This window comes from Acidovorax sp. Leaf73 (assembly GCF_916855635.1).
Classification (GTDB): domain Bacteria; phylum Pseudomonadota; class Gammaproteobacteria; order Burkholderiales; family Burkholderiaceae_C; genus Acidovorax; species Acidovorax facilis.
This window is the reverse complement of the sequence record NZ_CAKASI010000008.1, coordinates 103,911-125,956: the sequence shown is the minus strand read 5'-3', so window position 1 is coordinate 125,956 and position 22,046 is coordinate 103,911. Positions and strand designations below refer to the sequence as shown.

The following is a 22,046-nucleotide window of genomic DNA, read 5'->3' as shown; positions in this document are numbered from 1 at the left end:
ACCCCATGCCAGCTGCCTACATCATCGTGGACATGAAAGTGTCCAACCCCGAACAGTACAAAGACTACATGGCGGCCGCGCCCGCAGCCGTGAAGGCCCACGGTGGCGAATACCTGGTGCGCGGCGGAAAGTTCGAGACCCTGGAAGGCAACTGGACGCCCGCGCGCGTGGCGATGCTGCGCTTTCCCAGTTTCGATGCCGCCAAGGCTTTCTACGACGCCGAGCTGTACCGTGCCGCGCGCAGCAAGCGCGCCGGTGCGACCGAGTTTTTCAATATGGTGCTGGTCGAAGGCGTTGACGCCCCGGTCTGACCTCTATCTATCCAAAGGAAAAAAATGAGCGCAATCGTTGACATCGTAGGTCGCGAAATTCTGGACAGCCGCGGCAACCCCACCGTCGAATGCGACGTGTTGCTCGAATCGGGCGTGATGGGCCGGGCCGCCGTGCCATCGGGCGCCTCCACCGGCAGCCGCGAAGCCATTGAAATGCGCGACGGCGACAAGAGCCGTTACCTGGGCAAGGGCGTGCTCAAGGCCGTGGAATACATCAACACCGAGATCAGCGAAGCCGTGCTGGGCCTGGACGCCTCCGAGCAGGCCTTCCTGGACAAGACCCTGATCGACCTGGACGGCACCGAGAACAAGAGCCGCCTGGGCGCCAACGCCATGCTGGCTGTGTCGATGGCCGTGGCCCGTGCTGCCGCCGAAGAGTCCGGCCTGCCCCTGTACCGCTACCTGGGCGGCATGGGCAGCGTGCAACTGCCCGTGCCCATGATGAACGTGATCAACGGCGGCGCGCACGCCAACAACAGCCTGGACCTGCAAGAGTTCATGATCATCCCGGTGGGCGCTCCCACGTTCCGTGAAGCCGTGCGCTGGGGCGCCGAAGTGTTCCACGCGCTCAAGAAGATTCTGCACGACAAGGGCATCAGCACCGCCGTGGGCGACGAAGGCGGCTTTGCCCCCAGCGTTGAAAACCACGAGGCGGCCATCCGCCTGATCCTGCAAGCCATCGAAGCCGCTGGCTACACGGCGGGCGAACAGATCGCCCTGGGCCTGGACTGCGCCGCGAGCGAGTTCTACAAGGACGGCCACTACGTGCTGGAAGGCGAAGGCGGCCTCAAGCTGACTGCGCAGCAGTGGACGGACATGCTGGCGGCCTGGGTGGACAAGTACCCGATCATCAGCATCGAAGACGGCATGCACGAAGGCGACTGGGACGGCTGGAAGCACCTGACCGAACGCCTGGGCGACAAGGTGCAGCTGGTGGGTGACGACCTGTTCGTGACCAACACCAAGATCCTGAAGGAAGGCATCGACAAGCGCATTGCCAACTCGATCCTGATCAAGATCAACCAGATCGGTACGCTGACCGAAACCTTTGCCGCCATCGAGATGGCCAAGCGCGCAGGCTACACCGCCGTGATCTCGCACCGCTCGGGCGAAACCGAAGACAGCACCATTGCCGACATCGCCGTGGGCACCAACGCAGGCCAGATCAAGACCGGCTCGCTGAGCCGCTCGGACCGTATCGCCAAATACAACCAGCTGCTGCGCATTGAGGAAGACCTGGGTGAAATCGCTCAGTACCCCGGCCGCGCTGCGTTCTATAACCTGCGCTGATCCCCATCCAGCCCGAGCGAGCCATGGGCTCCCGCCTTGTGCCTGTGATCCTGCTGACTCTGCTGGCAGCGCTGCACGCCCAGCTCTGGCTCGGGCGGGGCAGCGTGCCGCGCGTCAACGAGATGCAGCGGCAAATCGATGTGCAAAAGGCTGCCAATGACCAGGCCAAGCTGGCCAACGAGCGCTTGTCGTCCGAGGTGCATGACCTCAAGGAAGGGCTCGACATGGTGGAAGAAAAGGCGCGCAGCGAACTGGGCATGGTCAAGCCCAACGAGGTCTACGTGCAGTTCACGCCACGCTGAGTCCTTGTGCTCGCCCCTCCGGGGTTCAGTGCCCCGGTCCCCAAAAGCCGCCCGTCGGATGTCTTGATGGTGGATTGGGGACGACGCCCCACCTTCTGCCCCCCTGCCACCGTGCCCTTCCCGCCCACCCTTGTTCTCCTCGGCGCGCCCGGCACCGGGGCCCAGGCGCTGCGCGATGCGCTCCACGCGCAACTTGCCCCCGGCTCCGCGCAAATTCTCTGCAACCCTGGCCTGCCCTCTGAGGGGGTCGTGGATGCCAGCCTGATTCTGCTCATGGGGCTGGATCTGCCCTGCCCCACCAGCGAGCGGGCCGCACAGGAAGCCGCCGATGCACGTTTGCGTGCGGATCTGACCCAGGTGGGTATGGGCTATCGCGTTGTGTATGGCCACGGTGAGCAGCGCATTGCCAATGCGCTGAATGCTATAAAAAACATAGCTTCTAGCACATACCCATCAAGCGCCAGAGGCAATTTCGATTCAGATTCTGGCTCCAGTACCCGGACAGTGCCCCGCCTGCGCGCCTGGAACTGCGAAAAATGCAGTGATCCCGAATGCGAACACCGACTCTTCACTGCACTGATGGGGCGGGACACAGGCTCCACCTAAAACCCGCGACCCGAGGCATATCCCCAAAAAACGTGGAGGGGATGGAGGTAGAGGGATGAGATCAGGCCTGCTGCACCAGTCCGCGCTTGAGCTCCTTGAGCAGCAGCACCACCTGGCTCGAGCCATAGCGGTAGCCGCCATGGAGCACCTGCACGGCCTTGTCCCACTCGCCCTGCTGGGCCAGCTCCACCAGCATCGCGGCCTGTTCGTGGAAATACTGGTGGCGTGCCATCAGCACCGCATACGCAGGCTGGTCGCCCAGCAATTCACCGCCCACCCCATGCAGCCAGCGCCCGAGGGCACCCCGGTCACTGCGGCGCACCTCCTCAGGGTCCAGACCCTCGGTGGTACGGCCTTCCAGGTAGTCCATGAGATGGGTTTTCCAGCGCTCGTGGGCATTGATGGCGGCGTCGATGTCGAGGGCCGCCAGCACGGTGTCCGCGCGCAGCGAATCCTGCGTGCCGGAAGCCCGGCTGCTGTCGCACAGCTCCAGGGAAGGCACAGCCTCTTGCCCCCGGGCACCCCCAAACACACGGCGTAGTAACCCCATAGCTCCTCTTGCACTTGCAGCACCACACCAAGAAAGCGGTGCGGCTGCGGGCCTGCCCCTGGGGTGGCCTTGCAGAGAACCTGCCGTGTGGAAGGCGACATCTTAGGGGCGCACAGCGTGATAAAGCGCGTGCGATTGTCAACGATGGTCATCCGCCCGGCACGTCGGCTGGCCCGTGGAGCGCAGGCAGCCGTGGCTGCGACGGGCGCCGGAAGACCTACCGGATGCCCTACTGGATGCCGGTGGGTCCCGGCGGCTGGCTGACGGTGGGTGGCACAAAAATCTGCGCGGCATCGACCGCGTCAAAGCGGTACTGCTGCCCGCAGAACTCGCAGCCCACCTCGATGTCTTCGCGTTCGGAGAGGATGCTCTCGGCTTCTTCGACGCCCAGGTTGCGCAGCATGTTGCTCACACGTTCACGGCTGCAGGTGCAGGCAAACCGAGGGCCGCTGGCGCCCTGCTGGGGCTCGAAGCGCAGCAGCTTTTCCTCCCAGAACAGGCGGCGCAGGATAGTGTCCACGTCCAGGGTCAGCAGCTCTTCGCGCGTGAGGCTGGCAGCCAAGTGGGCGATCCGGTTGTAGTCTTCGTTGTGGCCGATCTGGTCTTCGTTCTCGCGGTGCGTGAGGCCTGCGGCCAAATTGCCCTCGCCCTTGATCGGCATGCGCTGGATCAACAGGCCCGCAGCCACCTGGTCATTGGCGCCCAGCACCAGGATGGTGTCCAACTGCTCGGACTGCAGCATGTAGTGCTGCAACACGTCGGACAGACGCTCCAGCTTCTCGTGGCGGTCGCCATACAGCGGCACCACGCCCTGGTAGGGCTGCTGGCCTGGGTGGCGGTCCTTGGGGTCGAGCGTGATCGCGCAGCGGCCGCCACCGCCCACATTCACCATCTGGCTCAGGGCTGCGCCCTCTGGCACCTCGCTGTTCACGGTCGCCGTGGCTCGCAGGCTCAGGTCCGACTGCACTTCGGCCACGGCGAGCTTTACGGGGCCATCGCCAAACACCTGCAACACCAGTGCGCCGTTGAACTTGATGTTGGACTGCATGAGCACACCGGCGGCGGCCATCTCGCCCAGCAGCTCGCTCACGGGCGCAGGGTAGGCACCCGTGCTGGTGTTGCTGGCGCGGCGGCGCAGGATTTCGGTCCAGGCATCGGTCAGGCGCACGATCATGCCGCGCACGGGCAGGCCGTCGAAAAGAAACTTGTGGAGTTCAGACACGCAGGGGTTCCAGGAGAAAAATGGACGGCAGCAACGAAAAAAAGTGGCCGCCGCTCAGGCGAGCTTGTGCAGGCCGTTGTGATAGCGGCGCGCGTTGTCGATGTAGTGCTGGGCGCTCTGGCGCAGGCCTTCAATCTGCTCGGGAGTCAGTTCGCGCACTGCCTTGGCAGGGCTGCCGATGATCATGGAGCCATCCGGGAACTCCTTGCCCTCGGTCACCAGCGCGCCCGCGCCCACCAGGCAATGCTTGCCGATCTTGGCGCCGTTGAGCACCACGGCGCCAATGCCGATGAGCGATTCGTCGCCGATGGTGCAGCCGTGCAGCATGACCTGGTGGCCCACCGTCACACGCTCACCCACCACCAGGGGCTTGCCGATGTCTGCATGCAAGACACTGGCATCCTGGATGTTGGAGCCAGCGCCGATGGTGATCGTCTCGGTATCGCCGCGGATCACCGTGCCGAACCAGACGCTGGCGTCTTCGCCCAGCACCACATTGCCCATCACTTGGGCACTGTCCGCCACCCAGGCCGATGCCGCCAACTGGGGCACCATGCCATCGAGTTCGTAAATCGCCATGCACCACTCCAAAAAAGAGGAAAGGCCAGCGTTTGCACAGGCCCAGGGAAGTCGCCAGACGTTACAAAGCGTGCGCCGTGTTCCGCATGGCAGGGCCTAGAATTGTAAGGATGGAGCTTCGCCACCGTGCACTGCAGGTCTTGTGCCTTGCAGACCCTGAACAAAAAGCGGCCGCAGCGCTTGACCTGCAAGCGCAATCAGCTACTCTTTCGATAGCAAAACAATCCCCCACGCCCCCATCCGACGCCAGTGCACTGCCTGGCCGTCCCGAGCGGCCGGAGCTGCTTCGCCATACCGACGTCGCCCGCCGTTCGCCGGCCACTCCACAGGGACGCGCCATTCTGATCCACGCCATTGCGCACATCGAGTTCAACGCCATCAATCTGGCACTCGACGCGGTATGGCGCTTTGACGGCATGCCCCGCAGCTACTACACCGACTGGATGCTGGTCGCAGGGGAAGAGGCCCGGCACTTTCGCCTGTTGCGCGATCACCTGCGCCGCCAGGGCCATGACTATGGCGACTTCCCGGCCCACCAGGGCCTGTGGACCATGTGCGAGAAAACCAGCCACGACATCCTGGCCCGCATGGCCCTGGTGCCGCGCACGCTGGAGGCGCGGGGGCTGGACGCCACGCCCCAGATCCAGGCCAAGCTGCGCCAGGTGGGCACGCCCGATGCGCTCGCCGCCGTGGCCATTCTGGACATCATCCTGCGCGACGAGGTCGGCCATGTGGCCATCGGCAACCACTGGTACCGCTGGCTGTGCGAGCGCCAGGGGGTAGACCCTGAAACCCACTATGGCACCCTGGTCAAGCAGTACGAAGCCCCCCGCTTGAAACCGCCGTTCAACGAAGCCGCCCGCCGCAAGGCCGGGTTCACTGACAACGAGCTGCGCTGGCTCCAGCAGATCTGACATGGCTTGCGCAAAAAAAGGCTCCGTCAAGCGGCCAGTCCCAGGGCGAGAAGGCTGGCGCATCCCGATGTATGCAAGCCCTGTCTGAATTCCTGGTTGCAGCGCGCGCCCGCAGCGGCTCCTACAATTTGCCGCGCCAGCCCCGCCCGCTGACACTGGCCCCTCTTTCTTCGATACTCCCTCCATGACTTCACCCACTGCCCCCGGCACTCCCACCGCACCGCCCTCCGGCAACCAGTCCTCGGTCGCCATGATCGCGCGGCAGGCCATCGTGAATGCGCAGCAGGTGGTGGTCGGCTATGAGCTGTTCAACCGCTCGCGCAGCGGCGCCGCACACACGGCCGCCACCGACGTGATCCTGGTCTTCACCGCCCTTTCGCACGCTGGCACCGAAGAGCTGGTGGGCAAAAAGCTCATCTTCGTGAACTGCACGCATGAAAGCCTTTCCGGTGGCCACCTCGAACTCGTGGAGCCCGACAAGGTGGTGCTCGAAATTCCTCCACTGGGCCACACTGCGGCCGAAGAAGTCGCCACACGCCTGCCTATCTTGACCGAGCTGCGCGACCGGGGCTTTCACCTGGCGTTCAACCACACGGTGTTGCAGTCCGCGTATGCCCCGTGGCTGCCGCTGGCGGACTACATCAAGCTGGATCTTTCGGTGCTGGCGCCCGACCAGCTGGCCGTGCTGATCAGCTACGCCGGGCGCCACAGCCAGGCCGAACTGATCGCGGAAAAGGTGGAAACTGCTCAGCAGTACGACATGGTCTCCAGCCAGGGCGTGCAGATGTTCCAGGGCTACTGGTTCGCACGGCCCGCGCTGGTCGAGGCCAAGCTGCTGACCCCGTCGCAGGCCAGCATCATTGAACTCATCAACCAGGTGCGCAAACAGGCCAGCACCGATGACATCGAAGAAACGCTCAAGAAAGACGCTGGCCTGGCCTTCAACCTGATGCGGCTGATCAACTCGGCAGGTTTTGGCCTGTCGCGCGAGATCACGTCTTTCCGCCAGGCCGTGATGCTCATGGGCCTGAAAAAACTGTTCCGCTGGGCAGCGCTGCTGCTCACTGCCTCGCGCACGGGCGGCACCCCATCGTCTGTGGGCCAGACCGCCGTGGTGCGGGGCCGCCTCATGGAACTGCTGGCGCTCGAAACCCTTCCGCCCGAAGAAGCCGACCAGGCCTTCGTCGTAGGCATCTTCTCGCTGCTGGACGTGATGCTGTCCATGCCCATGGAATCCGCGCTCGGCCTGCTCAACGTGCCTGAGCCCGTGGCGGCGGCGCTGCTGCGGCGAGAAGGCTTCCTGGGAGACCTGCTGACCCTGGCCGAAGCCTGCGAATCCAGCGACGATGTGGTGTTCGACCGCACGGCGGGCCTGCTGCACCTGACCAGCCAGCAGATCAACTTTGCGCACCTGCAAGCCCTGGCCTGGGCGGACCAACTCACCGACTGAAGCTCATATTGATTGATAGGCGCACGCCACGTGCAGGTCTAGAATCATTGCAGACCCCAGCACATCACTCCAGCAGACCCCATGTCGACCACACCTGAACAAGACGCCCCCGAAGCTGCATCGCCTGCGGTTGACCCTGTAGACGAGAACATCGCCATCATTGCGCGCCAGGCCATCGTGGACGAATCCCGCGCTGTCTATGGCTATGAGCTGTTTGACCGGTCCACCGCCTCCGACGCTCACACAGCGGCCAGCGACGCTGCCCTGCTGTTCAACGCCCTGTCGTACGCCGGCACCGAGGCCCTGGTCGGCAAGAAGACGGTGTTTATCAACTGCACGCACGACAGCCTCTCGGGCGGCCACCTTGAACTGATCCACCCCGAAAAGGTGGTGCTGGAAGTCCCCCCTCTACCCGACGGCGCCACGCCCGAGGAGATCGAAGGCCGCATTCCCACGCTGGAAGCCCTGCGCACGCGCGGTTTTCGCCTGGCATTCGACCAGCAGGCCCTCAAGCGCGCCTACACCAGCTGGTTGCCCATGGCCTCCTTCATCAAGCTCGACATGCAGGCCTTCAAGCCTGAACTGGCTGGGCCGCTGGTCAAGTTCTCCACCACCCACAGCAAGGCCACGCTGGTGGCCGAAAAGGTGGAAACTGCCGAACAGTACGAGCTGATGCGCGGCCTGGGCGTCAAGCTCTTCCAGGGCTACTGGTTTGCCCAGCCTTCGCTGGTGAAGGCCACCACCATCCGCCCCTCGCAGGCCACGATCATCCAGCTCATCAACCTGGTGCGCAAACAGGCCAGCACGGCCGAGATCGAAGATCTGCTCAAGAAAGACCCCACGCTGTCTTTCAACCTGCTGCGCTTCATCAACTCCTCCGGTTTTGGTCTGTCGTGCGAGATCACCTCGTTCCGCCATGCGGTGATGATCCTGGGCCTCAAGAAGCTGTTCCGATGGGCGGCCTTGCTCATGACCACGTCCCGCGCCGGCGGCGCGCCCCCCGCCGTGGGCCAGACCGCCGTGGTGCGCGGCCGCCTGATGGAGCTGCTGGCCGCCGAGCTGCTGCCACCCGAAGAATGTGACAACGCCTTTGTGGTGGGCGTGTTCTCGCTGCTGGACACCATGCTGGGAGTTCCGATTGAAAAGGCGCTCGAATCCGTGGCCCTGCCCGAGCCCGTGATGGACGCCCTGCTGCGCGGCACCGGTGTGTTCGCGCCCTTCCTGGAACTGACCAAGGCCTGCGAAAGCGGCGACGAAGTGGCCTTTGCCAAGAACGCCGATGCGCTGCACCTGTCCAATCGCCAGGTCAACTGGGCCCACCTGCAGGCACTGACCTGGGCCGAGAGCCTCAACGAAGACTGATTCGTCCCAGAAACACCTTTGCCTGCACGGGCCCTGGTCATCCAGGGCCCGTGGTTTTTCAGGCGGTCATTGATTGCCCTGGATACCGGCCGCGCGGATGATGCGCGCGTTGTTCTCCGACTCCTGCGCAATCTGGCGCGCGAATTCGGCAGCCGTGCCGCCGGTCGGCACGTTGTCCGTGGCTTCGAGCTTGTTGCGGATGTCGGGCAGAGCCAGCGCCTTGTTCACCTCGGTATTGATGCGCTCCAGCACGGCCACAGGCGTCTGCGCTGGCGCATAGATGCCAAACAGCGAAGACAGGTTGGCAGCAGGCTGGCCCAGCTCTGCCAGCGTGGGCACCTGGGGCAGCGAGTCGAGCCGCGCTGGTGCGCCCACCGCCAGCGGCTTGAGCTTGCCCGCCTTGATGTGCTGCAGCACGGCAGGGCCCGCGTTGGTGGACAACACCTCGTACTGGCCGCCCAGCGCGTCGTTCATCTGCTGGCCGCCGCCCTTGTAGGGGACATGGGTGATCTGCACCTGGCTTTTGCCCATGATCTGCTCCAGCATGATGTGGCCCAGCGACGCCTGCCCCGAGGTCGCCCAGCGCACAGCCCGCGGCTTGGCCTGTGCGGTGGCGATGAGGTCCTTGAAATCCGCCGCCTTGCTGGCGGATGTGCCCAGCAGCAGCACGGGTGAATACATCACGCTCACGACCGGTGCAATGTCCTTTTGGGGATCGAACGGCGACTTGCCCAGGTGCGGATTGAGCGCCAGCGGACTCACCGCCGCAAAGCCCAGGGTGTAGCCGTCGGGAGCCGCCTTGGCCACCGCGTCCACGCCCAGGCTGCCACTCGCACCGGCCTTGTTCTCGATGACCACGGGGGTGCCGAGCTGCACAGCCAGCTTGTCGGCCAGCGCTCGGGCCACCGTGTCGCTCACGCCGCCGGCGGGGTAGGCCACCACGATGCGAATGGGTTTGGCCGTGGGCCAGGCCTGCGCCATGGCCAGGGTGACCGTGCTCAGCAGCAACGCGCCGACAAATAGTTTTTTCATGAATGTTTCCTTGGGTGAAAGGGCGTGTATCCGCAGGGGCACCACAACCAGGGCGGGGCGCCTGCGCTACCCGCGCGGATGGTGTTGCGCATGAAGCGATTTGAGCCGCTCGCGCGCCACGTGGGTGTAGATGGTGGTGGTGGAAATATCGGCGTGGCCCAGCAGCAGCTGTACCACCCGCAAATCTGCACCGTGGTTGAGCAGGTGCGTGGCGAACGCGTGCCGCAGCGTGTGGGGAGACAGTGGCACGGTGATGCCCGCCACCTGCGCCCATTTCTTCACGATGACCCAGAACATGACCCGCGTCATGCCGCTGCCCCGCTGGGTGACGAACAGGTCGTCTGTCTGCTGCCCGCCCAGGATGGCGCTGCGGCCCTCCTGCAGATAGCGGTCCAGCCACTGGCGGGCCACTTCGCCAAACGGCACGAGCCGCTCCTTGCTGCCCTTGCCCATGACCCGCAGCACGCCCTCGTTCAGGCCCAGCTGAAAGGTCTTGAGCGTGACCAGCTCCGTCACGCGCAGGCCGCTGGCGTACATCAGCTCCAGCATGGTGCGGTCACGCAGCCCGAGCGGGTTGCCGACGTCTGGCGCATTCAGCAGGGCTTCCACCTGCGCCTGCGACAAGGTCTTGGGCACGCGCAGGGGCTGGCGTGCAGCCTGCAACCGCACCGTGGGGTCGACCGTGATGCGCCGCTCCCGCAGCGCCCAGTGAAAGTAGCGGCGCAGCACCGTGAGGCGCCGGTTGGCAGACGTAGCGCGGGTCTGCGCATGCCGGGCGGCGAAGTAACCCTGCAGATGGTGCTCGGCCGTGCCGTCCAACGCCTGCGGAGGCTGCTGGTCGGCCAGCCACTGCGCGTACAGCGTCAGGTCACGCCGGTAGGCGGCCAGCGTGTTGCGCGAAAGCCCGACCTCCAGCCAGAGGGCGTCCACAAAGGTGTCGATGGCGGTCAGGCTGGTGGCAAGCATGCAAAAAACGATAGCACGTAAAAAAGCCGCCCGTGGCAACGGGCGGCTTTGACTGAGAAGTATGGAATACGGCGCTTGCTTATTCCAGCGTCAGCTTCTGCTTGGCGACCACCTGCTTGTAGACCGCGAACTCGGCCTTGATCTGCTCGGCAAACTGCTCGGGCGTGTTGCCCACCACGATGGAGCCGGTGTCTTCGATGCGCTTCTTCACGGCCGGGTCTTGCAGTGCGGTGCGCACGGCGGCGTTGATTTTGTCAACGATGTCCTTGGGCAGTCCCTTGGGGCCCAGGATGCCGTAGTAGGCCATGCGGTTCACGGGCTCCAGGCCCAGTTCCTTGAACGTGGGCACATTGGGCAGTGCGGCAACGCGCTGTGGCGCGGCCACAGCGATGGCCACGAGGCGGTTGTCCTTGATGAAGGGCAGCGCGGATGGAATGTTGTCAAAGATGATCGGCACCTGGCCGGCCACGGTGTCGTTCAGCGCCGGGCCCGCACCGCGGTAGGGGATGTGCGTGACGAAGGTGTTGGACAGGCTCTTGTACAGCTCCATCTGCAGGTGGCCAATGCCGCCCGTGCCCGACGATGCATACGAGTACTTGCCGGGGTTCTTCTGCACTTCGGCCACAAACGACTTGTAGTCCTTGGCGGGGAAGCTGGGGTTCACGGCAATCAGATTGGGCGTGGCCGCAATGTTGATGATGGGCGTGAAGTCCGTCAGCGGGTTGTACGGGGTCTTGGGGTTGATGGCGGGGTTGGCGGCCGTGGTGGACACGGTGGCCACGCCCAGCGTGTAGCCGTCTGGTGCCGAGCGTGCCGTTTCTGCCGCACCCACGATGCCGCCGCCACCGGCCTTGTTCTCCACGATCACGCTCTGGCCCAGGGCCTTGCCCAGCGGGTCGGCGATCACGCGCGCAATGATGTCGGTGGTGCCACCGGGTGCAAACGGCACCTGCAGCTTGATTACCTTGTTGGGGTAGCCCTGGGCGGCTGCGGTGCCTGCGGCGGCAGCCAGTACGGTCAGCGCGAGCCATTGACGACGATGCATGGAGTTCTCCTTCGAGCGGGGGTAACAAACAGCGCTGATGGTATGCGCAATGGCTGCTTTGGAGCCCTGCGGATTCCACATAAGGGCTAACCCGCAGAGACTGACACGGATCAAGTATTCTCGGCACGTGAATTACGCCCAGCTCCTGATCCCGGACTTCTCCCTCATCCTCTGCGGTTACCTCATCTGCCGGTACACCGCCCTCAACCGCTCGGTGTGGCAACCCGTGGAGAGCCTGGTGTACTACCTGCTCTTCCCTGTGCTGTTGTTCCAGTCCATCGTCAAGAGCCCGGTGGACATCGGCGCTGCGTCCGGCCTCATCGCTGCGGGCTTGACCATGGGCATCACGGGCATTGCGCTGGCCTACAGCCTGCCACACTGGCCCGGGCTGGGTCAACACATCGACGCACGCGACCACGCGGCCAGCGCGCAGGTGGCGTTCCGCTTCAACTCGTTCATTGGCCTGGCCATTGCCGAGCGCCTGGCGGGCGCTGAGGGACTGCTGATGATTGCCGTGCTGATCGGCGTGTGTGTGCCGCTGTTCAACGTGGCGGCCGTGTGGCCCATGGCACGGCATGGCCAGCACAGCTTTGCGCGCGAGCTGGTGCGCAACCCGCTCATCGTCGCCACGGTGTCGGGCTTGGTGGCCAACCTGCTGGGCTTTCAGATTCCGGAATGGGCCAGCCCCACGGTCAGCCGCATCAGTGCGGCGTCGCTCGCGCTGGGGCTGATGGCAGCCGGCGCAGGCCTGCAATTTGGCCTGCTCTCGCGCGGCAAGGCCCTGAGCGTGGCGGTGTTGTCCATCCGGCACCTGGTGCAGCCCCTGCTGGCGTTTGCGATGGCCCGGCTGTTTGGGCTCAATGCCGTGCAGACCACCATGCTGCTCGCTTTCTCGGCCCTGCCCACTGCCTCTACCTGCTATGTGCTGGCAGCGCGCATGGGCTACAACGGGCCGTATGTGGCGGGGCTGGTGACGCTCTCCACATTGCTGGGCATGGTCAGCCTGCCGTTTGCGCTGGGGTTTCTCCGATGACCGATTCCCGCAGAGCCCTGGGTTCCGACGCCTTGGCAAGCCGCCGCGCGCTGATGGCAAGCCTGGTGGCGCTGGCGCTTGTGCCGTTGGTGGGCTGCGGGCGCAAAACCCCGCGCGCGCAATCGTTGCCGCCCGATGCCACCGTGCTGGCCCTGGGCGACTCGCTGACATCGGGCGTGGGTGCCTCGGCCGACACCGCCTACCCGGCCGTGCTGGCACGCCTGACAGGCTGGAAGGTGGTCAATGGTGGCATTTCGGGTGACACCTCGGGCGATGCGCTGGCGCGCCTGCCGGGGTTGCTGCAAAAGCACAAGCCGGCGTTGGTGATCGTGAGCATTGGCGGCAACGACTTTCTGCGCCGCCAGAGCGCCACCGCCACCCGCAGCAACATCCGCCAGATCTGCGCCGATGCTCAGGCCAGCGGCGCACAGGTGCTGCTGGTGGCGGTGCCCGAACTGACGATGCTGGCGGCGGTAGGCCGCCTGAGCGACCACGCGATGTACGAAGAGATCGCCGGCGAACTGAAAGTGCCGCTGCACAGCAAAGGCTGGTCGGGTGTACTGGGGCAGGAGCGGCTGCGGGCGGACCAGATCCATGCCAATGCTGCGGGGTATGAAGAATTTACCCAGGGGCTGGTGTTGACCCTCAAAGACACAGGTTTGCTGGCGCGGTAGCCGCAAGAGCAAAAGCAACACGCCCCAGCAAAGCTGGCACCAATGCTCTTATTTTGATAGCTGTTTGCACTTATCCATCAAGCGCCAGGTGCCAATTTCACTCAAAATCCAGCGCCCAGACCACATGTTCGCGCACCAGCTCGCTGGTGTCGTCGGCGCGGGACTGCAATGCCGCACGCACCGCCTCGTCGCCCGTCGCCCGCAGCGCATTGCCCAGCGCCACAGCCACATTGCGCAGCCAGCGCTCGTGGCCAATGCGGCGGATGGGGCCGCCTTCGGTCATGCGCAAAAAGGTCGGCTCGTCCCACGCAAACAAGTGCACCAGCTGCTGGCCCGCCAGGCCCTTGCGCTCGTCAAAGTCCGGCAGGCGGCTCACCTGGGCAAACTTGTTCCAGGGGCAAATCAGCTGGCAGTCGTCGCAGCCATAGATGCGGTTGCCCATCAGCGGGCGCAGTTCCACGGGGATGGGCCCGGCGTGTTCGATGGTGAGGTACGAGATGCAGCGCCGCGCATCAACGCGGTGCGGCGCAATGATGGCCTGCGTGGGGCACACGTCAATGCACGCGCTGCAGCTGCCGCAATGCGCGGTGACGGGCGCGCTTTCGGGCAGGGCCATGTCCACATAGATCTCGCCGAGGAAGAACATCGACCCCGCCTCGCGGTTGAGCACCAGTGTGTGTTTGCCGCGCCAGCCCTGGCCGCTGCGCGCGGCCAGCTCCGCCTCCAGCACGGGGGCCGAGTCGGTGAACACGCGGTGGCCAAACGGTCCAATCGCCTCGGCGATGCGGTCACTGAGTTTTTGCAGGCGCGCGCGCAGCACCTTGTGATAGTCCCGGCCCCTGGCGTAGACCGAGACGATGCCCTCCTGCGGGCGCTGCAGGCGCGAAAGCTCCGCCGTCTGCCAGCCTTCGGGCGCATCCATCGCGGTATCGCGCGGCAAATAATCCATGCGCGCCGTGATCACGCTCACCGTGCCGGGCACCAGTTCGGCCGGGCGTGCGCGCTTCATGCCGTGGGATGCCATGTAATGCATGTCACCATGGAAGCCCTGCGCCAGCCAGGCCTCAAGCCCGGGCTCTGCCGCAGACAAGTCCACCCCCGCCACGCCGATTTGGGAAAATCCCAGCTCGCGGGCCCACTCCTGCATTTGAGGAACGAGTTGACTGTTGCACCACATACCGGCCAGATTGTAGAAAGTGGCAACCATGCTGCTTCTGCCCACCATGCCGAAGCTTCGCGCCACTTCACCTGGCACAGCGAGGACGACACCGCTGCCTTCGCGCAGCGCCTGGCCGCACAGCCTCTGCTGGCCAATGCCTTTGTAACCCTGCACGGCGACCTGGGCGCGGGCAAAACCACGCTGGTGCGCCACCTGCTGCGCACCCTGGGCGTGCAGGGCCGCATCAAGAGCCCCACCTACGCCGTGGTGGAGCCACACGAGGCCCCGGGCCTCGCCATCTGGCACTTTGACTTCTACCGCTTTGACGACCCGCGCGAGTGGGAGGATGCGGGTTTCAGGGACATTTTTGCCAACCCCGGTCTCAAGGTGGCAGAATGGCCGGAAAAGGCTGCAGCGCTTACCCCGCTTGCGGACCTTGCTATCCACATTGAAGCAATCGACGACACCGAAAGGAAAGTCACCGTGCACGCCCATACCCCCATCGGACGTGCCTTGCTGCAAGCACTCTGAGACGCCGTGAACGAACCCACCCTGCCCGCTCATCCCCCCGCTGCCCCCCTGCCCTCGCGCCGCGCTGTGCTGCAGGCGGGCAGTCTGGTGCTGTTGCTGGGCACGCAGCAGATTGCACGCGGCGCCACCATCCTGGCCGTGCGCGTGTGGCCCGCCCCCGAGTATTCGCGCGTGACCATCGAATCCGACGGTGCGCTGGTGGCCAAGCAGTTTTTCGTGACCACCCCGCCCCGGCTGGCGGTGGATATCGAGGGCATTGACCTGAGCCCCGAGCTGCGCGAGCTGGTGGCCAAGGTCAAACCAGACGACCCCAACATCGCCGGTATCCGTGTGGGCCAAAACGCACCCGGCGTGGTGCGTCTGGTGGTCGACCTGAAACAGGCGGCCATGCCCCAGGTGTTCACGCTGCCCCCCGTGGCGGCCTACCAGCACCGGCTCGTGTTTGACCTGTACCCCGCCGCACCGGTGGACCCGCTGGAGGCGCTGATTGCCGAACGCCTGCGCGAGGCCCCCGCCAAGCCCGCCCCCGCACCCAATCCGCCGCTGACGGCCGCTGCTGCGGCCAACGCCGCCGCAGCGCGCGCCCCCACAGCGCCCGAGCACGACCCGCTGGGCGACCTGATTGCGCAGCGCAGCCAGCGCCCTGGCCCGCCCGAGCCCCCACCCATGGTGGCCACCGCGCCGCCACCGCCAGAACCCGCGCGCCCCGGCAACCGAGCCACATCCACCCAGACGGACCGCATCATCATCGTGGCGCTGGACCCTGGCCACGGCGGCGAAGACCCCGGCGCCATCGGCCCTGCAGGCACGCGCGAAAAAGACGTAGTACTGCGCGTGGCGCACCTGCTGCGCGACCGCATCAACGCCACCACCGTGGGCGGCAACCCCATGCGCGCCTACCTGACGCGCGACGGCGATTACTTTGTGCCCCTGGGCACCCGCGTGCAAAAGGCCCGGCGCGTGCAGGCCGACCTGTTCGTCAGCATCCACGCCGACGCGTTCACCACCCCCGCCGCCAGGGGCGCCAGCGTGTTTGCGCTGAGCCAGGGTGGCGCCTCCAGCACGGCTGCCCGCTGGCTGGCCAACAAGGAAAACCAGGCCGACCTGGTGGGCGGGATCAACGTGCAGTCCAAAGACCAGCACGTGCAGCGCGCGCTGCTGGACATGAGCACCACCGCACAGATCAACGACAGCCTGAAGCTGGGCACCGTGCTGCTGGGCGAGATCGGCGGCATGGCCAAGCTGCACAAGCCCCGCGTGGAGCAGGCAGGTTTTGCCGTGCTGAAGGCGCCCGATATTCCGAGCGTATTGGTCGAAACCGCCTTTATCAGCAACCCCGAAGAAGAAAAGCGCCTGCGCAGCAGTGCCTACCAGGAACAACTGGCCGATGCGCTGATGCGCGGCATCACACGTTACTTTGCCAAGAACCCGCCGCTGGCGCGCAGCCGTTCGGTGTAAGAACCTGTTCAAGACACCCCAATGGTGACTCCCCCGCCTTGCGCGGGCCGCGAAGTGCAGGCACAGTAGCCTTCATCGTCCCAGCCCGGCGCGCACCGCGCACCGGCAGGAAAGGAGGAATGCCATGGCACTACCCCACGCCCAATCCGGCCAGATCGTCAGCATGCGCCCCCTGGGCGACCGTTTGCCCGAAACCGTCACCACCGCCATCCTCAAAGCAGGTCAGCTTGAAGTGATACGCGTGGTGCTGCCGGTGGGCAAATCCATGAAAGAACACCAGACCCCCGGCGAGGGCACCGTGTTGTGCATTGAAGGCATGGTGGAATTTGTCAGCGAGCACGGCGTTCAGCAACTGCGCGCGGGCGATTTTGTGCACCTTGCGCCCCGCGCACTGCACTCGCTCAAAGCCGTGGAGGATGCATCGCTGCTGGTCACCATGTGCCTCAAGCCTACCCAAGCAGCATAGGCCCATCAGCGGATCAGTGTCCGCTCAGCGCCCCAGCCGGAACACGCTCACAATTTCGGCCAGCTTGGCAGCCTGGTGCTTGAGGCTGTCGGCCGCTGCGGCGCTCTGCTCCACGAGCGCCGCGTTCTGCTGCGTGACCTGGTCGAGCTGTGTGACGGCCTCGCCCACCTGACTGATGCCGATGGTCTGCTCGCCCGTCGCACTCGATATTTCGCCGATCAGGTCACTCACGCGTTTGACCTGGGCGACGATGTCCTCGATGCTCTGCCCCGCGTTGCCGACCAGGTGCGTACCAGCATCCACCTTCTCCACACTGGCACCAATCAAGGCCTTGATCTCCTTGGCAGCCTCGGCACTGCGCTGGGCCAAATTTCGCACCTCGCTGGCCACTACGGCAAAACCCCGGCCCTGCTCGCCCGCGCGGGCGGCTTCCACAGCGGCATTGAGCGCCAGGATGTTGGTCTGGAACGCGATGCCATCTATCACCGCAATGATGTCGGTGATCTTGCGCGATGCGGCCGAAATGTCCTGCATCGTGGCCACCACCTGGCCCACCACCTCGCCACCCTTCACGGCCGCAGCCGATGCGGTGCCCGCCAGCACGGCGGCGCGCTGGGCCGTGTCGGCGTTGTTCTTCACGGTGCTGGTGATCTCCTCCATCGAGGCTGCGGTTTGCTCCAGGTTGCTGGCCTGCTCCTCGGTGCGCTGGCTCAGGTCGGCATTGCCCGAGGCGATTTCGCTGGAGCCGGTGGCAATGCTGTCGCTGCTGTGGCGCACATCGCCCACGATGCGCACCAGCGAGGTCTGCATGGCCTCCATCGCCCGCATCATCTCGGCCACCTCGCCCCGCCCGCTGGCATGGATGGGCTGCGACAGATCACCCTCGCCAATGCGCTGGGCGACGGCGCTCACTTCCCCCAGCGAGCGGCGGATGCGCTGTACCACCACCCACGACAACACCACCAGCAGCGCCAGCCCCGCCACACCCGCCGCCAGCACGGTCATGCGGTAGGACTGGATCAAGCCCGCCGCCTCGGCCGCCTGCTCGGCCGAGCGTTGCACTTGGTAGTTCACCATCTTGTCGGCCACGGCGTTGTACTTGTCCAGCACCGGGGCAAAGCTGCCCAGCGCATAGGCGCGCGCCTGGGCCATGTCGCCCGCCTTCTTCAGCGCGAGCGACTTGTCGCGCGTCTCCAGGTAAGACTTGCGGATGGTGGCCAATTCCTCCTGGATGAGCAGCCCCTGCGGGCTGTTTTCCAACTCGGTGTAGCGCTTTTGCACCTTGCTGGTGTCAGCGGTGGTGGCCGCCACGACCTCCTTGAAGTAGTTCTGCAGGTCATCGCCCTCCGTCTGGACGATGGAGAACACCCGCGTGGAGTTGACGGCAATGTTGCTGCGCCAGCGCAGTGCGAGCTGCAGCCGCTCGACCTGCTCGGTGGCGAGGCGGTCCACCGTATTGCCCAGGGTCTGCACCCGCACCAAGCTCAGGACCAGGATGAGCACCAGCGCAAAAACAGCCACCCCCACAATCAATCCAATCTGTTGCGCAACCGTCAGCTGCGCACCCATCCCCCGTGGTTGCTGGTCCATGGTGTCCCCTTTTGTAGATGTATGTGATGGGTTTGCAGAGAGAAGAAATGATCTTCCTGCGCTCGCCCGTTGGCAACCACCCCACAGGCCACGTAAACCCTGATCACCGGCCTCTGGCCCATGGGCCAAGGACGCCTTACGGCCAAACGCAGCGCCCGCCCCGCACGAGGCCCCATGTCCTACAGACGCTTGCCACAGCTGCCTACGCCGGGCCCCAGCCGCCGAATGGATAGTGAAGCCACAGGTCGAGCCCCGACGCACCCGCTGCTGGGACCCCAGGCCTGACTCCATTCATAAAGGACTCCTGCCATGAAAATCCGTCACATCCTTCTTGCCACCACCTGCACTGCAGCCCTTGCTCTGGGTGGTTGCGCTTCCAATCCGTCGGGCGCCCAGGTGGGCACCGGTGTAGGCGCCGTGGTCGGCGGTGTAGCCGGCAACGCTGTCTTTGGCGGGCCCGTGGGCACCATCGGCGGTGCGGCGGCCGGTGCCCTCATCGGCCATGAGATCGGCGAAGACCGCGATCAACGCAAGCCCTACCGCCGTTAATTCCACTCGCTGTGCCTGACCCTATGGGGAACAGGCATAAAAATAGCTGCTAGCGCTTATTCCAAAAGCGCCAGCAGCTATATTTTTTATAGCATTTGCAATCGATACCTCAGGCCGCCTTGGCCTGCCGTCCCGCCCGCCACGCGCCAAAAATCGCGATCAGGCCGGGCACAAAAATCATCGCCCAGATGATCTTGTCCAGGTTCTCCTTGACCCAGGCAAAGTTGCCAAAGAAGTAGCCCGCAGAGCAAATGCCCAGCACCCAAATGAGGGCCCCGGCCACGTTGAACGCTGTGAACTTGGCCCGGCTCATCTCGGCCACGCCCGCCACAAAGGGCGCAAACGTGCGGATAAAGGGCATGAAACGCGCCAGGATGATGGTGATGCCCCCATAGCGCTCGTAAAAATCGTGCGCCTGGTTGAAGGCCCGGCGGTTGAACCAGCGCGAGTCCTCCCACTGGAACACCTTGGGGCCAAAGAAGCGGCCAATCGAATAGTTGCACTGGTCCCCCAGAATGGCCGCCGCGATGAGCACCGCGCAGGCCAGCGGAAAACTCATCATCCCCGCGCCGCAGAGGGCGCCCACGATGAACAGCAGTGAGTCGCCGGGCAAAAACGGCATGACCACCACACCGGTTTCGACGAACACGATCAGGAACAACAGCGCATACACCCAGGCGCCATAGGTTTGCACAAAGGCTTCGAGGTACTTGTCGACATGCAGGATGAAGTCGATCAGAAAGGTCACCAGTTCCATGGGGTAGCCGGTGGGGGCACCGGACGCAAAAAAGTTGCGGGCATTATCCCCATCGGCCAATAGGCACCGGCCGATACCCCTGCGCGGCCCCCGCCCTAAAATTGGCCGGGTGAACGACACCACCCCCACCCTTGCAGCGGCGCAGCCCCCCCTCCACAACCGGCGCCCCATCCGCGACCTGCCGGACGAGCTGATCAGCCAGATCGCCGCCGGTGAGGTGGTGGAACGCCCCGCCTCGGTGGTGCGCGAGCTGGTGGACAACGCGCTGGATGCAGGCGCCACGCAAATCACCGTGCGCCTGTCGGCCGGCGGCGTGCGCCTGATTACCGTGGAAGACGACGGCGGCGGCATTCCACACGGAGAGCTGCCCGTGGCCCTGCGCCGCCACGCCACCAGCAAGATCACCAACCTGAACGACCTGGAAACCGTGGCCACCATGGGTTTTCGGGGCGAGGCGTTGGCGGCCATTGCCTCGGTGTCGGAGATGTCGCTGCTCTCCCGCCCCATCGCCCAGTCCAGCGCCTTTTTGCTGGATGCCCGCAGCGGCGAGCTGCGCCCCGCCGCGCGCAGCACCGGCACCACCGTGGAGGTGAAGGAGCTGTTCTTCTCCACCCCCGCGCGCCGCAAGTTCCTGAAGACCGACGCCACCGAGCTGGCCCATTGCATCGAATCGGTGCGCCGGCACGCGCTGGCCCGGCCCGATGTGGGATTTGCCATCTGGCACGAAGGCAAGCTGGTGGAGCAGTGGCGCGCCACCTTCGTGCCTGGCCAGGGGGATGCACAAGATGCGCTGGCCCGCCGCCTGTCGGACGTGCTGGGCGAAGACTTCGTCACCCAGTCCGTCGCCGTGCAGCACCGCATGGGGCCCGTCATCGTGACCGGCCGCGCAGGCCTGCCCGACGCAGCGCGCTCACGGCCCGACCACCAGTATTGCTACGTCAATGGCCGCTTCGTGCGCGACAAGGTGCTCACCCACGCCGCCCGCAGCGCGTACGAAGACGTGCTGCACGGCCACAAGCAGCCCATCTACGCGCTGTATGTGGAGATCGACCCGGCGCGCGTGGACGTGAACGTGCACCCCACCAAGATCGAAGTGCGCTTCAGAGACAGCCGCGAGGTGCACCAGGCCGTGCGCCACGCCGTAGAGAACGCGCTGGCAGCGCCCCGCGCCGCAGCGCTGGCGGCGGCTGCAGGGGCTGCCTCTTCAGCAGACACGGGCTCCACGGCACAGGCCCCCATTGAGAATTTCAAGCCAAATCAGCCTCTAGCGCTTAACAGACAAGCGCAAGCAGCTATCAAATTTGAAGAACGTGGCCACCATGTGGCGGACCTGCAGGCGCTGTGGGGGCCAAGGAAAGAGGACGTAGCCACACCGTCTGCAGAGCTCACCGCACCGCTGGTGAACTGGGGCGCTGCGGCCAACACCGGCGAGGCAGATGCCATGCCGCAGCCCGTGACGCCCACGTCATTCGCCCCCCCTGCTGCGGCCTGGGCCAACAACAGCACCGCGAAAGAAACCACCTGGCCCCAGGGCCAGGGCGGCAACGACACCGCCTGGCCGCTGGGCAAGGCCGTGGCCCAACTCCACGGCGTCTACATCCTGGCCGAAAACGCCCAGGGCATGGTCATCGTGGACATGCACGCCGCGCACGAACGCATCGTCTACGAACGCCTCAAGTCCCAGGTGGACAGCGGCGCCCGCATTGCCAGCCAGCCCCTGCTGATCCCCGCCACCTTTGCCGCCACCCCGCAAGAGGTCGCCACCGCCGAAGAATCGGCCGAGGTATTGGCCACGCTGGGCATGGAAGTCGTGCCGTTCTCCCCCAAGACCCTGGCCGTGCGCGCCGTGCCCACCACACTCGCCCAGGGCGACCCGGTCGAACTGGCCCGCAGCGTGCTCGCCGAACTGGCCGCCCACGACGCCACCACCGTGGTGCAACGCGCGCGCAACGAAATCCTGGGCACCATGGCCTGCCACGGCGCCGTGCGCGCCAACCGCAAGCTCACCATCGACGAGATGAACGCGCTGCTGCGGCAGATGGAGACCACGGACCGCAGCGACCAGTGCAACCACGGACGGCCAACGTGGCGGCAGCTCAGCATGAAGGAGCTGGACGCGCTGTTCCTGCGGGGCCGGTAAGGTACCCGCAAAAAGATCGGCCCGAGGGCCGATGGTCCA

Annotated in this window: 23 protein-coding genes; 14 read left to right on the top strand and 9 right to left on the bottom strand. The window is 65.2% G+C overall.

The window, feature by feature from the left end; translation table 11 throughout:
* The first annotated feature begins 5 nt into the window (after positions 1-5).
* The 4 genes from LPA35_RS23870 to LPA35_RS23855 all read left to right on the top strand — a co-directional run bounded on the left by LPA35_RS23870 (position 6) and on the right by LPA35_RS23855 (position 2,530).
* Complete coding sequence (locus LPA35_RS23870) at positions 6-311, top strand: DUF1330 domain-containing protein (RefSeq protein WP_121420681.1); 306 nt, start codon at positions 6-8, stop codon at positions 309-311.
* Positions 312-335: 24 nt separating this feature from the next.
* On the top strand, positions 336-1,622 hold the full coding sequence (eno, locus tag LPA35_RS23865; protein ID WP_108626910.1) for a phosphopyruvate hydratase: 1,287 nt from the start codon (positions 336-338) through the stop codon (positions 1,620-1,622).
* Positions 1,623-1,645: 23 nt separating this feature from the next.
* Positions 1,646-1,924, top strand: a complete 279-nt coding sequence (locus tag LPA35_RS23860) for a septum formation initiator family protein (protein ID WP_228899414.1) — start codon at positions 1,646-1,648, stop codon at positions 1,922-1,924.
* A gap of 111 nt (positions 1,925-2,035) precedes the next feature.
* Positions 2,036-2,530, top strand: a complete 495-nt coding sequence (locus tag LPA35_RS23855) for a hypothetical protein (RefSeq protein ID WP_228899412.1) — start codon at positions 2,036-2,038, stop codon at positions 2,528-2,530.
* Between the two features lie 61 nt (positions 2,531-2,591).
* Here the strand turns inward: LPA35_RS23855 and LPA35_RS23850 are convergent, their stop codons facing one another.
* The 3 genes from LPA35_RS23850 to LPA35_RS23840 form a co-directional block, all read right to left on the bottom strand.
* Positions 2,592-3,080, bottom strand: coding sequence for a CZB domain-containing protein (locus tag LPA35_RS23850; RefSeq protein WP_228899409.1), 489 nt, complete (start codon positions 3,078-3,080; stop codon positions 2,592-2,594).
* Positions 3,081-3,309: 229 nt separating this feature from the next.
* Entirely contained in the window at positions 3,310-4,302 is a 993-nt protein-coding gene (locus LPA35_RS23845) for an Hsp33 family molecular chaperone HslO (protein ID WP_121420684.1), read from the bottom strand.
* 54 nt (positions 4,303-4,356) lie between these two features.
* On the bottom strand, positions 4,357-4,881 hold the full coding sequence (locus tag LPA35_RS23840; RefSeq protein WP_121420685.1) for a gamma carbonic anhydrase family protein: 525 nt from the start codon (positions 4,879-4,881) through the stop codon (positions 4,357-4,359).
* A gap of 110 nt (positions 4,882-4,991) precedes the next feature.
* Between LPA35_RS23840 and LPA35_RS23835 the strand changes: the two genes are divergently transcribed.
* The 3 genes from LPA35_RS23835 to LPA35_RS23825 all read left to right on the top strand — a co-directional run bounded on the left by LPA35_RS23835 (position 4,992) and on the right by LPA35_RS23825 (position 8,607).
* Positions 4,992-5,795 (top strand): ferritin-like domain-containing protein, encoded by an 804-nt coding sequence (locus LPA35_RS23835; RefSeq protein WP_228899408.1) that lies wholly within the window; start codon positions 4,992-4,994, stop codon positions 5,793-5,795.
* 184 nt (positions 5,796-5,979) lie between these two features.
* Positions 5,980-7,245 carry an EAL and HDOD domain-containing protein gene (locus tag LPA35_RS23830; RefSeq protein ID WP_055398607.1) on the top strand — a complete coding sequence of 422 codons (1,266 nt, stop codon included), beginning with the start codon at positions 5,980-5,982 and terminating at the stop codon, positions 7,243-7,245.
* An 81-nt stretch (positions 7,246-7,326) separates the two neighbouring features.
* Complete coding sequence (locus LPA35_RS23825; protein ID WP_218300615.1) at positions 7,327-8,607, top strand: EAL and HDOD domain-containing protein; 1,281 nt, start codon at positions 7,327-7,329, stop codon at positions 8,605-8,607.
* A 66-nt stretch (positions 8,608-8,673) separates the two neighbouring features.
* Here the strand turns inward: LPA35_RS23825 and LPA35_RS23820 are convergent, their stop codons facing one another.
* The 3 genes from LPA35_RS23820 to LPA35_RS23810 all read right to left on the bottom strand — a co-directional run bounded on the left by LPA35_RS23820 (position 8,674) and on the right by LPA35_RS23810 (position 11,650).
* On the bottom strand, positions 8,674-9,639 hold the full coding sequence (locus tag LPA35_RS23820) for a tripartite tricarboxylate transporter substrate binding protein (protein WP_228899400.1): 966 nt from the start codon (positions 9,637-9,639) through the stop codon (positions 8,674-8,676).
* Between the two features lie 66 nt (positions 9,640-9,705).
* A complete protein-coding gene (xerD, locus tag LPA35_RS23815; protein ID WP_228899399.1) occupies positions 9,706-10,605 on the bottom strand; it encodes a site-specific tyrosine recombinase XerD in 900 nt (299 codons plus the stop codon).
* A 79-nt stretch (positions 10,606-10,684) separates the two neighbouring features.
* The gene (locus LPA35_RS23810) at positions 10,685-11,650 is read right to left on the bottom strand and encodes a tripartite tricarboxylate transporter substrate binding protein BugE (protein WP_055398604.1); all 966 of its coding nucleotides are present in this window, start codon (positions 11,648-11,650) and stop codon (positions 10,685-10,687) included.
* A gap of 127 nt (positions 11,651-11,777) precedes the next feature.
* On the opposite strand from LPA35_RS23810, the gene LPA35_RS23805 reads away from it, so the two are divergent.
* Positions 11,778-12,683, top strand: coding sequence for an AEC family transporter (locus LPA35_RS23805; RefSeq protein ID WP_228899398.1), 906 nt, complete (start codon positions 11,778-11,780; stop codon positions 12,681-12,683).
* On the top strand, positions 12,680-13,357 hold the full coding sequence (locus tag LPA35_RS23800; RefSeq protein WP_370641508.1) for a GDSL-type esterase/lipase family protein: 678 nt from the start codon (positions 12,680-12,682) through the stop codon (positions 13,355-13,357). The genes LPA35_RS23805 and LPA35_RS23800 overlap by 4 nt, the downstream gene beginning before the upstream one ends.
* Before the next feature lie 97 nt (positions 13,358-13,454).
* Here LPA35_RS23800 and queG read toward each other — a convergent pair whose 3' ends face one another.
* The gene (gene queG / locus LPA35_RS23795) at positions 13,455-14,504 is read right to left on the bottom strand and encodes a tRNA epoxyqueuosine(34) reductase QueG (protein WP_228899397.1); all 1,050 of its coding nucleotides are present in this window, start codon (positions 14,502-14,504) and stop codon (positions 13,455-13,457) included.
* A 12-nt stretch (positions 14,505-14,516) separates the two neighbouring features.
* Here queG and tsaE point away from each other — a divergent pair, with 12 nt between their 5' ends.
* The 3 genes from tsaE to LPA35_RS23780 all read left to right on the top strand — a co-directional run bounded on the left by tsaE (position 14,517) and on the right by LPA35_RS23780 (position 16,971).
* Positions 14,517-15,047, top strand: a complete 531-nt coding sequence (gene tsaE, locus LPA35_RS23790; protein ID WP_228899396.1) for a tRNA (adenosine(37)-N6)-threonylcarbamoyltransferase complex ATPase subunit type 1 TsaE — start codon at positions 14,517-14,519, stop codon at positions 15,045-15,047.
* Positions 15,048-15,053: 6 nt separating this feature from the next.
* A complete protein-coding gene (locus LPA35_RS23785; protein ID WP_228899395.1) occupies positions 15,054-16,505 on the top strand; it encodes an N-acetylmuramoyl-L-alanine amidase in 1,452 nt (483 codons plus the stop codon).
* Positions 16,506-16,629: 124 nt separating this feature from the next.
* On the top strand, positions 16,630-16,971 hold the full coding sequence (locus tag LPA35_RS23780; RefSeq protein ID WP_055393289.1) for a cupin domain-containing protein: 342 nt from the start codon (positions 16,630-16,632) through the stop codon (positions 16,969-16,971).
* Between the two features lie 24 nt (positions 16,972-16,995).
* Here the strand turns inward: LPA35_RS23780 and LPA35_RS23775 are convergent, their stop codons facing one another.
* Entirely contained in the window at positions 16,996-18,561 is a 1,566-nt protein-coding gene (locus LPA35_RS23775; RefSeq protein WP_228899394.1) for a methyl-accepting chemotaxis protein, read from the bottom strand.
* A gap of 309 nt (positions 18,562-18,870) precedes the next feature.
* Here LPA35_RS23775 and LPA35_RS23770 point away from each other — a divergent pair, with 309 nt between their 5' ends.
* Complete coding sequence (locus LPA35_RS23770) at positions 18,871-19,110, top strand: glycine zipper 2TM domain-containing protein (protein ID WP_082437237.1); 240 nt, start codon at positions 18,871-18,873, stop codon at positions 19,108-19,110.
* Positions 19,111-19,219: 109 nt separating this feature from the next.
* Here the strand turns inward: LPA35_RS23770 and LPA35_RS23765 are convergent, their stop codons facing one another.
* Entirely contained in the window at positions 19,220-19,867 is a 648-nt protein-coding gene (locus LPA35_RS23765) for a DedA family protein (RefSeq protein ID WP_121420696.1), read from the bottom strand.
* Between the two features lie 109 nt (positions 19,868-19,976).
* On the opposite strand from LPA35_RS23765, the gene mutL reads away from it, so the two are divergent.
* Positions 19,977-22,007, top strand: coding sequence for a DNA mismatch repair endonuclease MutL (gene mutL, locus LPA35_RS23760; RefSeq protein WP_228899391.1), 2,031 nt, complete (start codon positions 19,977-19,979; stop codon positions 22,005-22,007).
* Positions 22,008-22,046: the final 39 nt, after the last annotated feature.

Coding starts and splice junctions, on each gene's coding strand:
- LPA35_RS23870 (WP_121420681.1), top strand. CDS start 6: ATGCCAGCTGCCTACATCATCGTGGACATGAAAGTGTCCAACCCCGAA.
- eno (WP_108626910.1), top strand. CDS start 336: ATGAGCGCAATCGTTGACATCGTAGGTCGCGAAATTCTGGACAGCCGC.
- LPA35_RS23860 (WP_228899414.1), top strand. CDS start 1,646: ATGGGCTCCCGCCTTGTGCCTGTGATCCTGCTGACTCTGCTGGCAGCG.
- LPA35_RS23850 (WP_228899409.1), bottom strand. CDS start 3,080: ATGGGGTTACTACGCCGTGTGTTTGGGGGTGCCCGGGGGCAAGAGGCT.
- LPA35_RS23840 (WP_121420685.1), bottom strand. CDS start 4,881: ATGGCGATTTACGAACTCGATGGCATGGTGCCCCAGTTGGCGGCATCG.
- LPA35_RS23835 (WP_228899408.1), top strand. CDS start 4,992: ATGGAGCTTCGCCACCGTGCACTGCAGGTCTTGTGCCTTGCAGACCCT.
- LPA35_RS23830 (WP_055398607.1), top strand. CDS start 5,980: ATGACTTCACCCACTGCCCCCGGCACTCCCACCGCACCGCCCTCCGGC.
- LPA35_RS23825 (WP_218300615.1), top strand. CDS start 7,327: ATGTCGACCACACCTGAACAAGACGCCCCCGAAGCTGCATCGCCTGCG.
- LPA35_RS23820 (WP_228899400.1), bottom strand. CDS start 9,639: ATGAAAAAACTATTTGTCGGCGCGTTGCTGCTGAGCACGGTCACCCTG.
- xerD (WP_228899399.1), bottom strand. CDS start 10,605: ATGCTTGCCACCAGCCTGACCGCCATCGACACCTTTGTGGACGCCCTC.
- LPA35_RS23810 (WP_055398604.1), bottom strand. CDS start 11,650: ATGCATCGTCGTCAATGGCTCGCGCTGACCGTACTGGCTGCCGCCGCA.
- LPA35_RS23800 (WP_370641508.1), top strand. CDS start 12,680: ATGACCGATTCCCGCAGAGCCCTGGGTTCCGACGCCTTGGCAAGCCGC.
- queG (WP_228899397.1), bottom strand. CDS start 14,504: ATGCAGGAGTGGGCCCGCGAGCTGGGATTTTCCCAAATCGGCGTGGCG.
- LPA35_RS23780 (WP_055393289.1), top strand. CDS start 16,630: ATGGCACTACCCCACGCCCAATCCGGCCAGATCGTCAGCATGCGCCCC.
- LPA35_RS23775 (WP_228899394.1), bottom strand. CDS start 18,561: ATGGACCAGCAACCACGGGGGATGGGTGCGCAGCTGACGGTTGCGCAA.
- LPA35_RS23770 (WP_082437237.1), top strand. CDS start 18,871: ATGAAAATCCGTCACATCCTTCTTGCCACCACCTGCACTGCAGCCCTT.
- LPA35_RS23765 (WP_121420696.1), bottom strand. CDS start 19,867: ATGGAACTGGTGACCTTTCTGATCGACTTCATCCTGCATGTCGACAAG.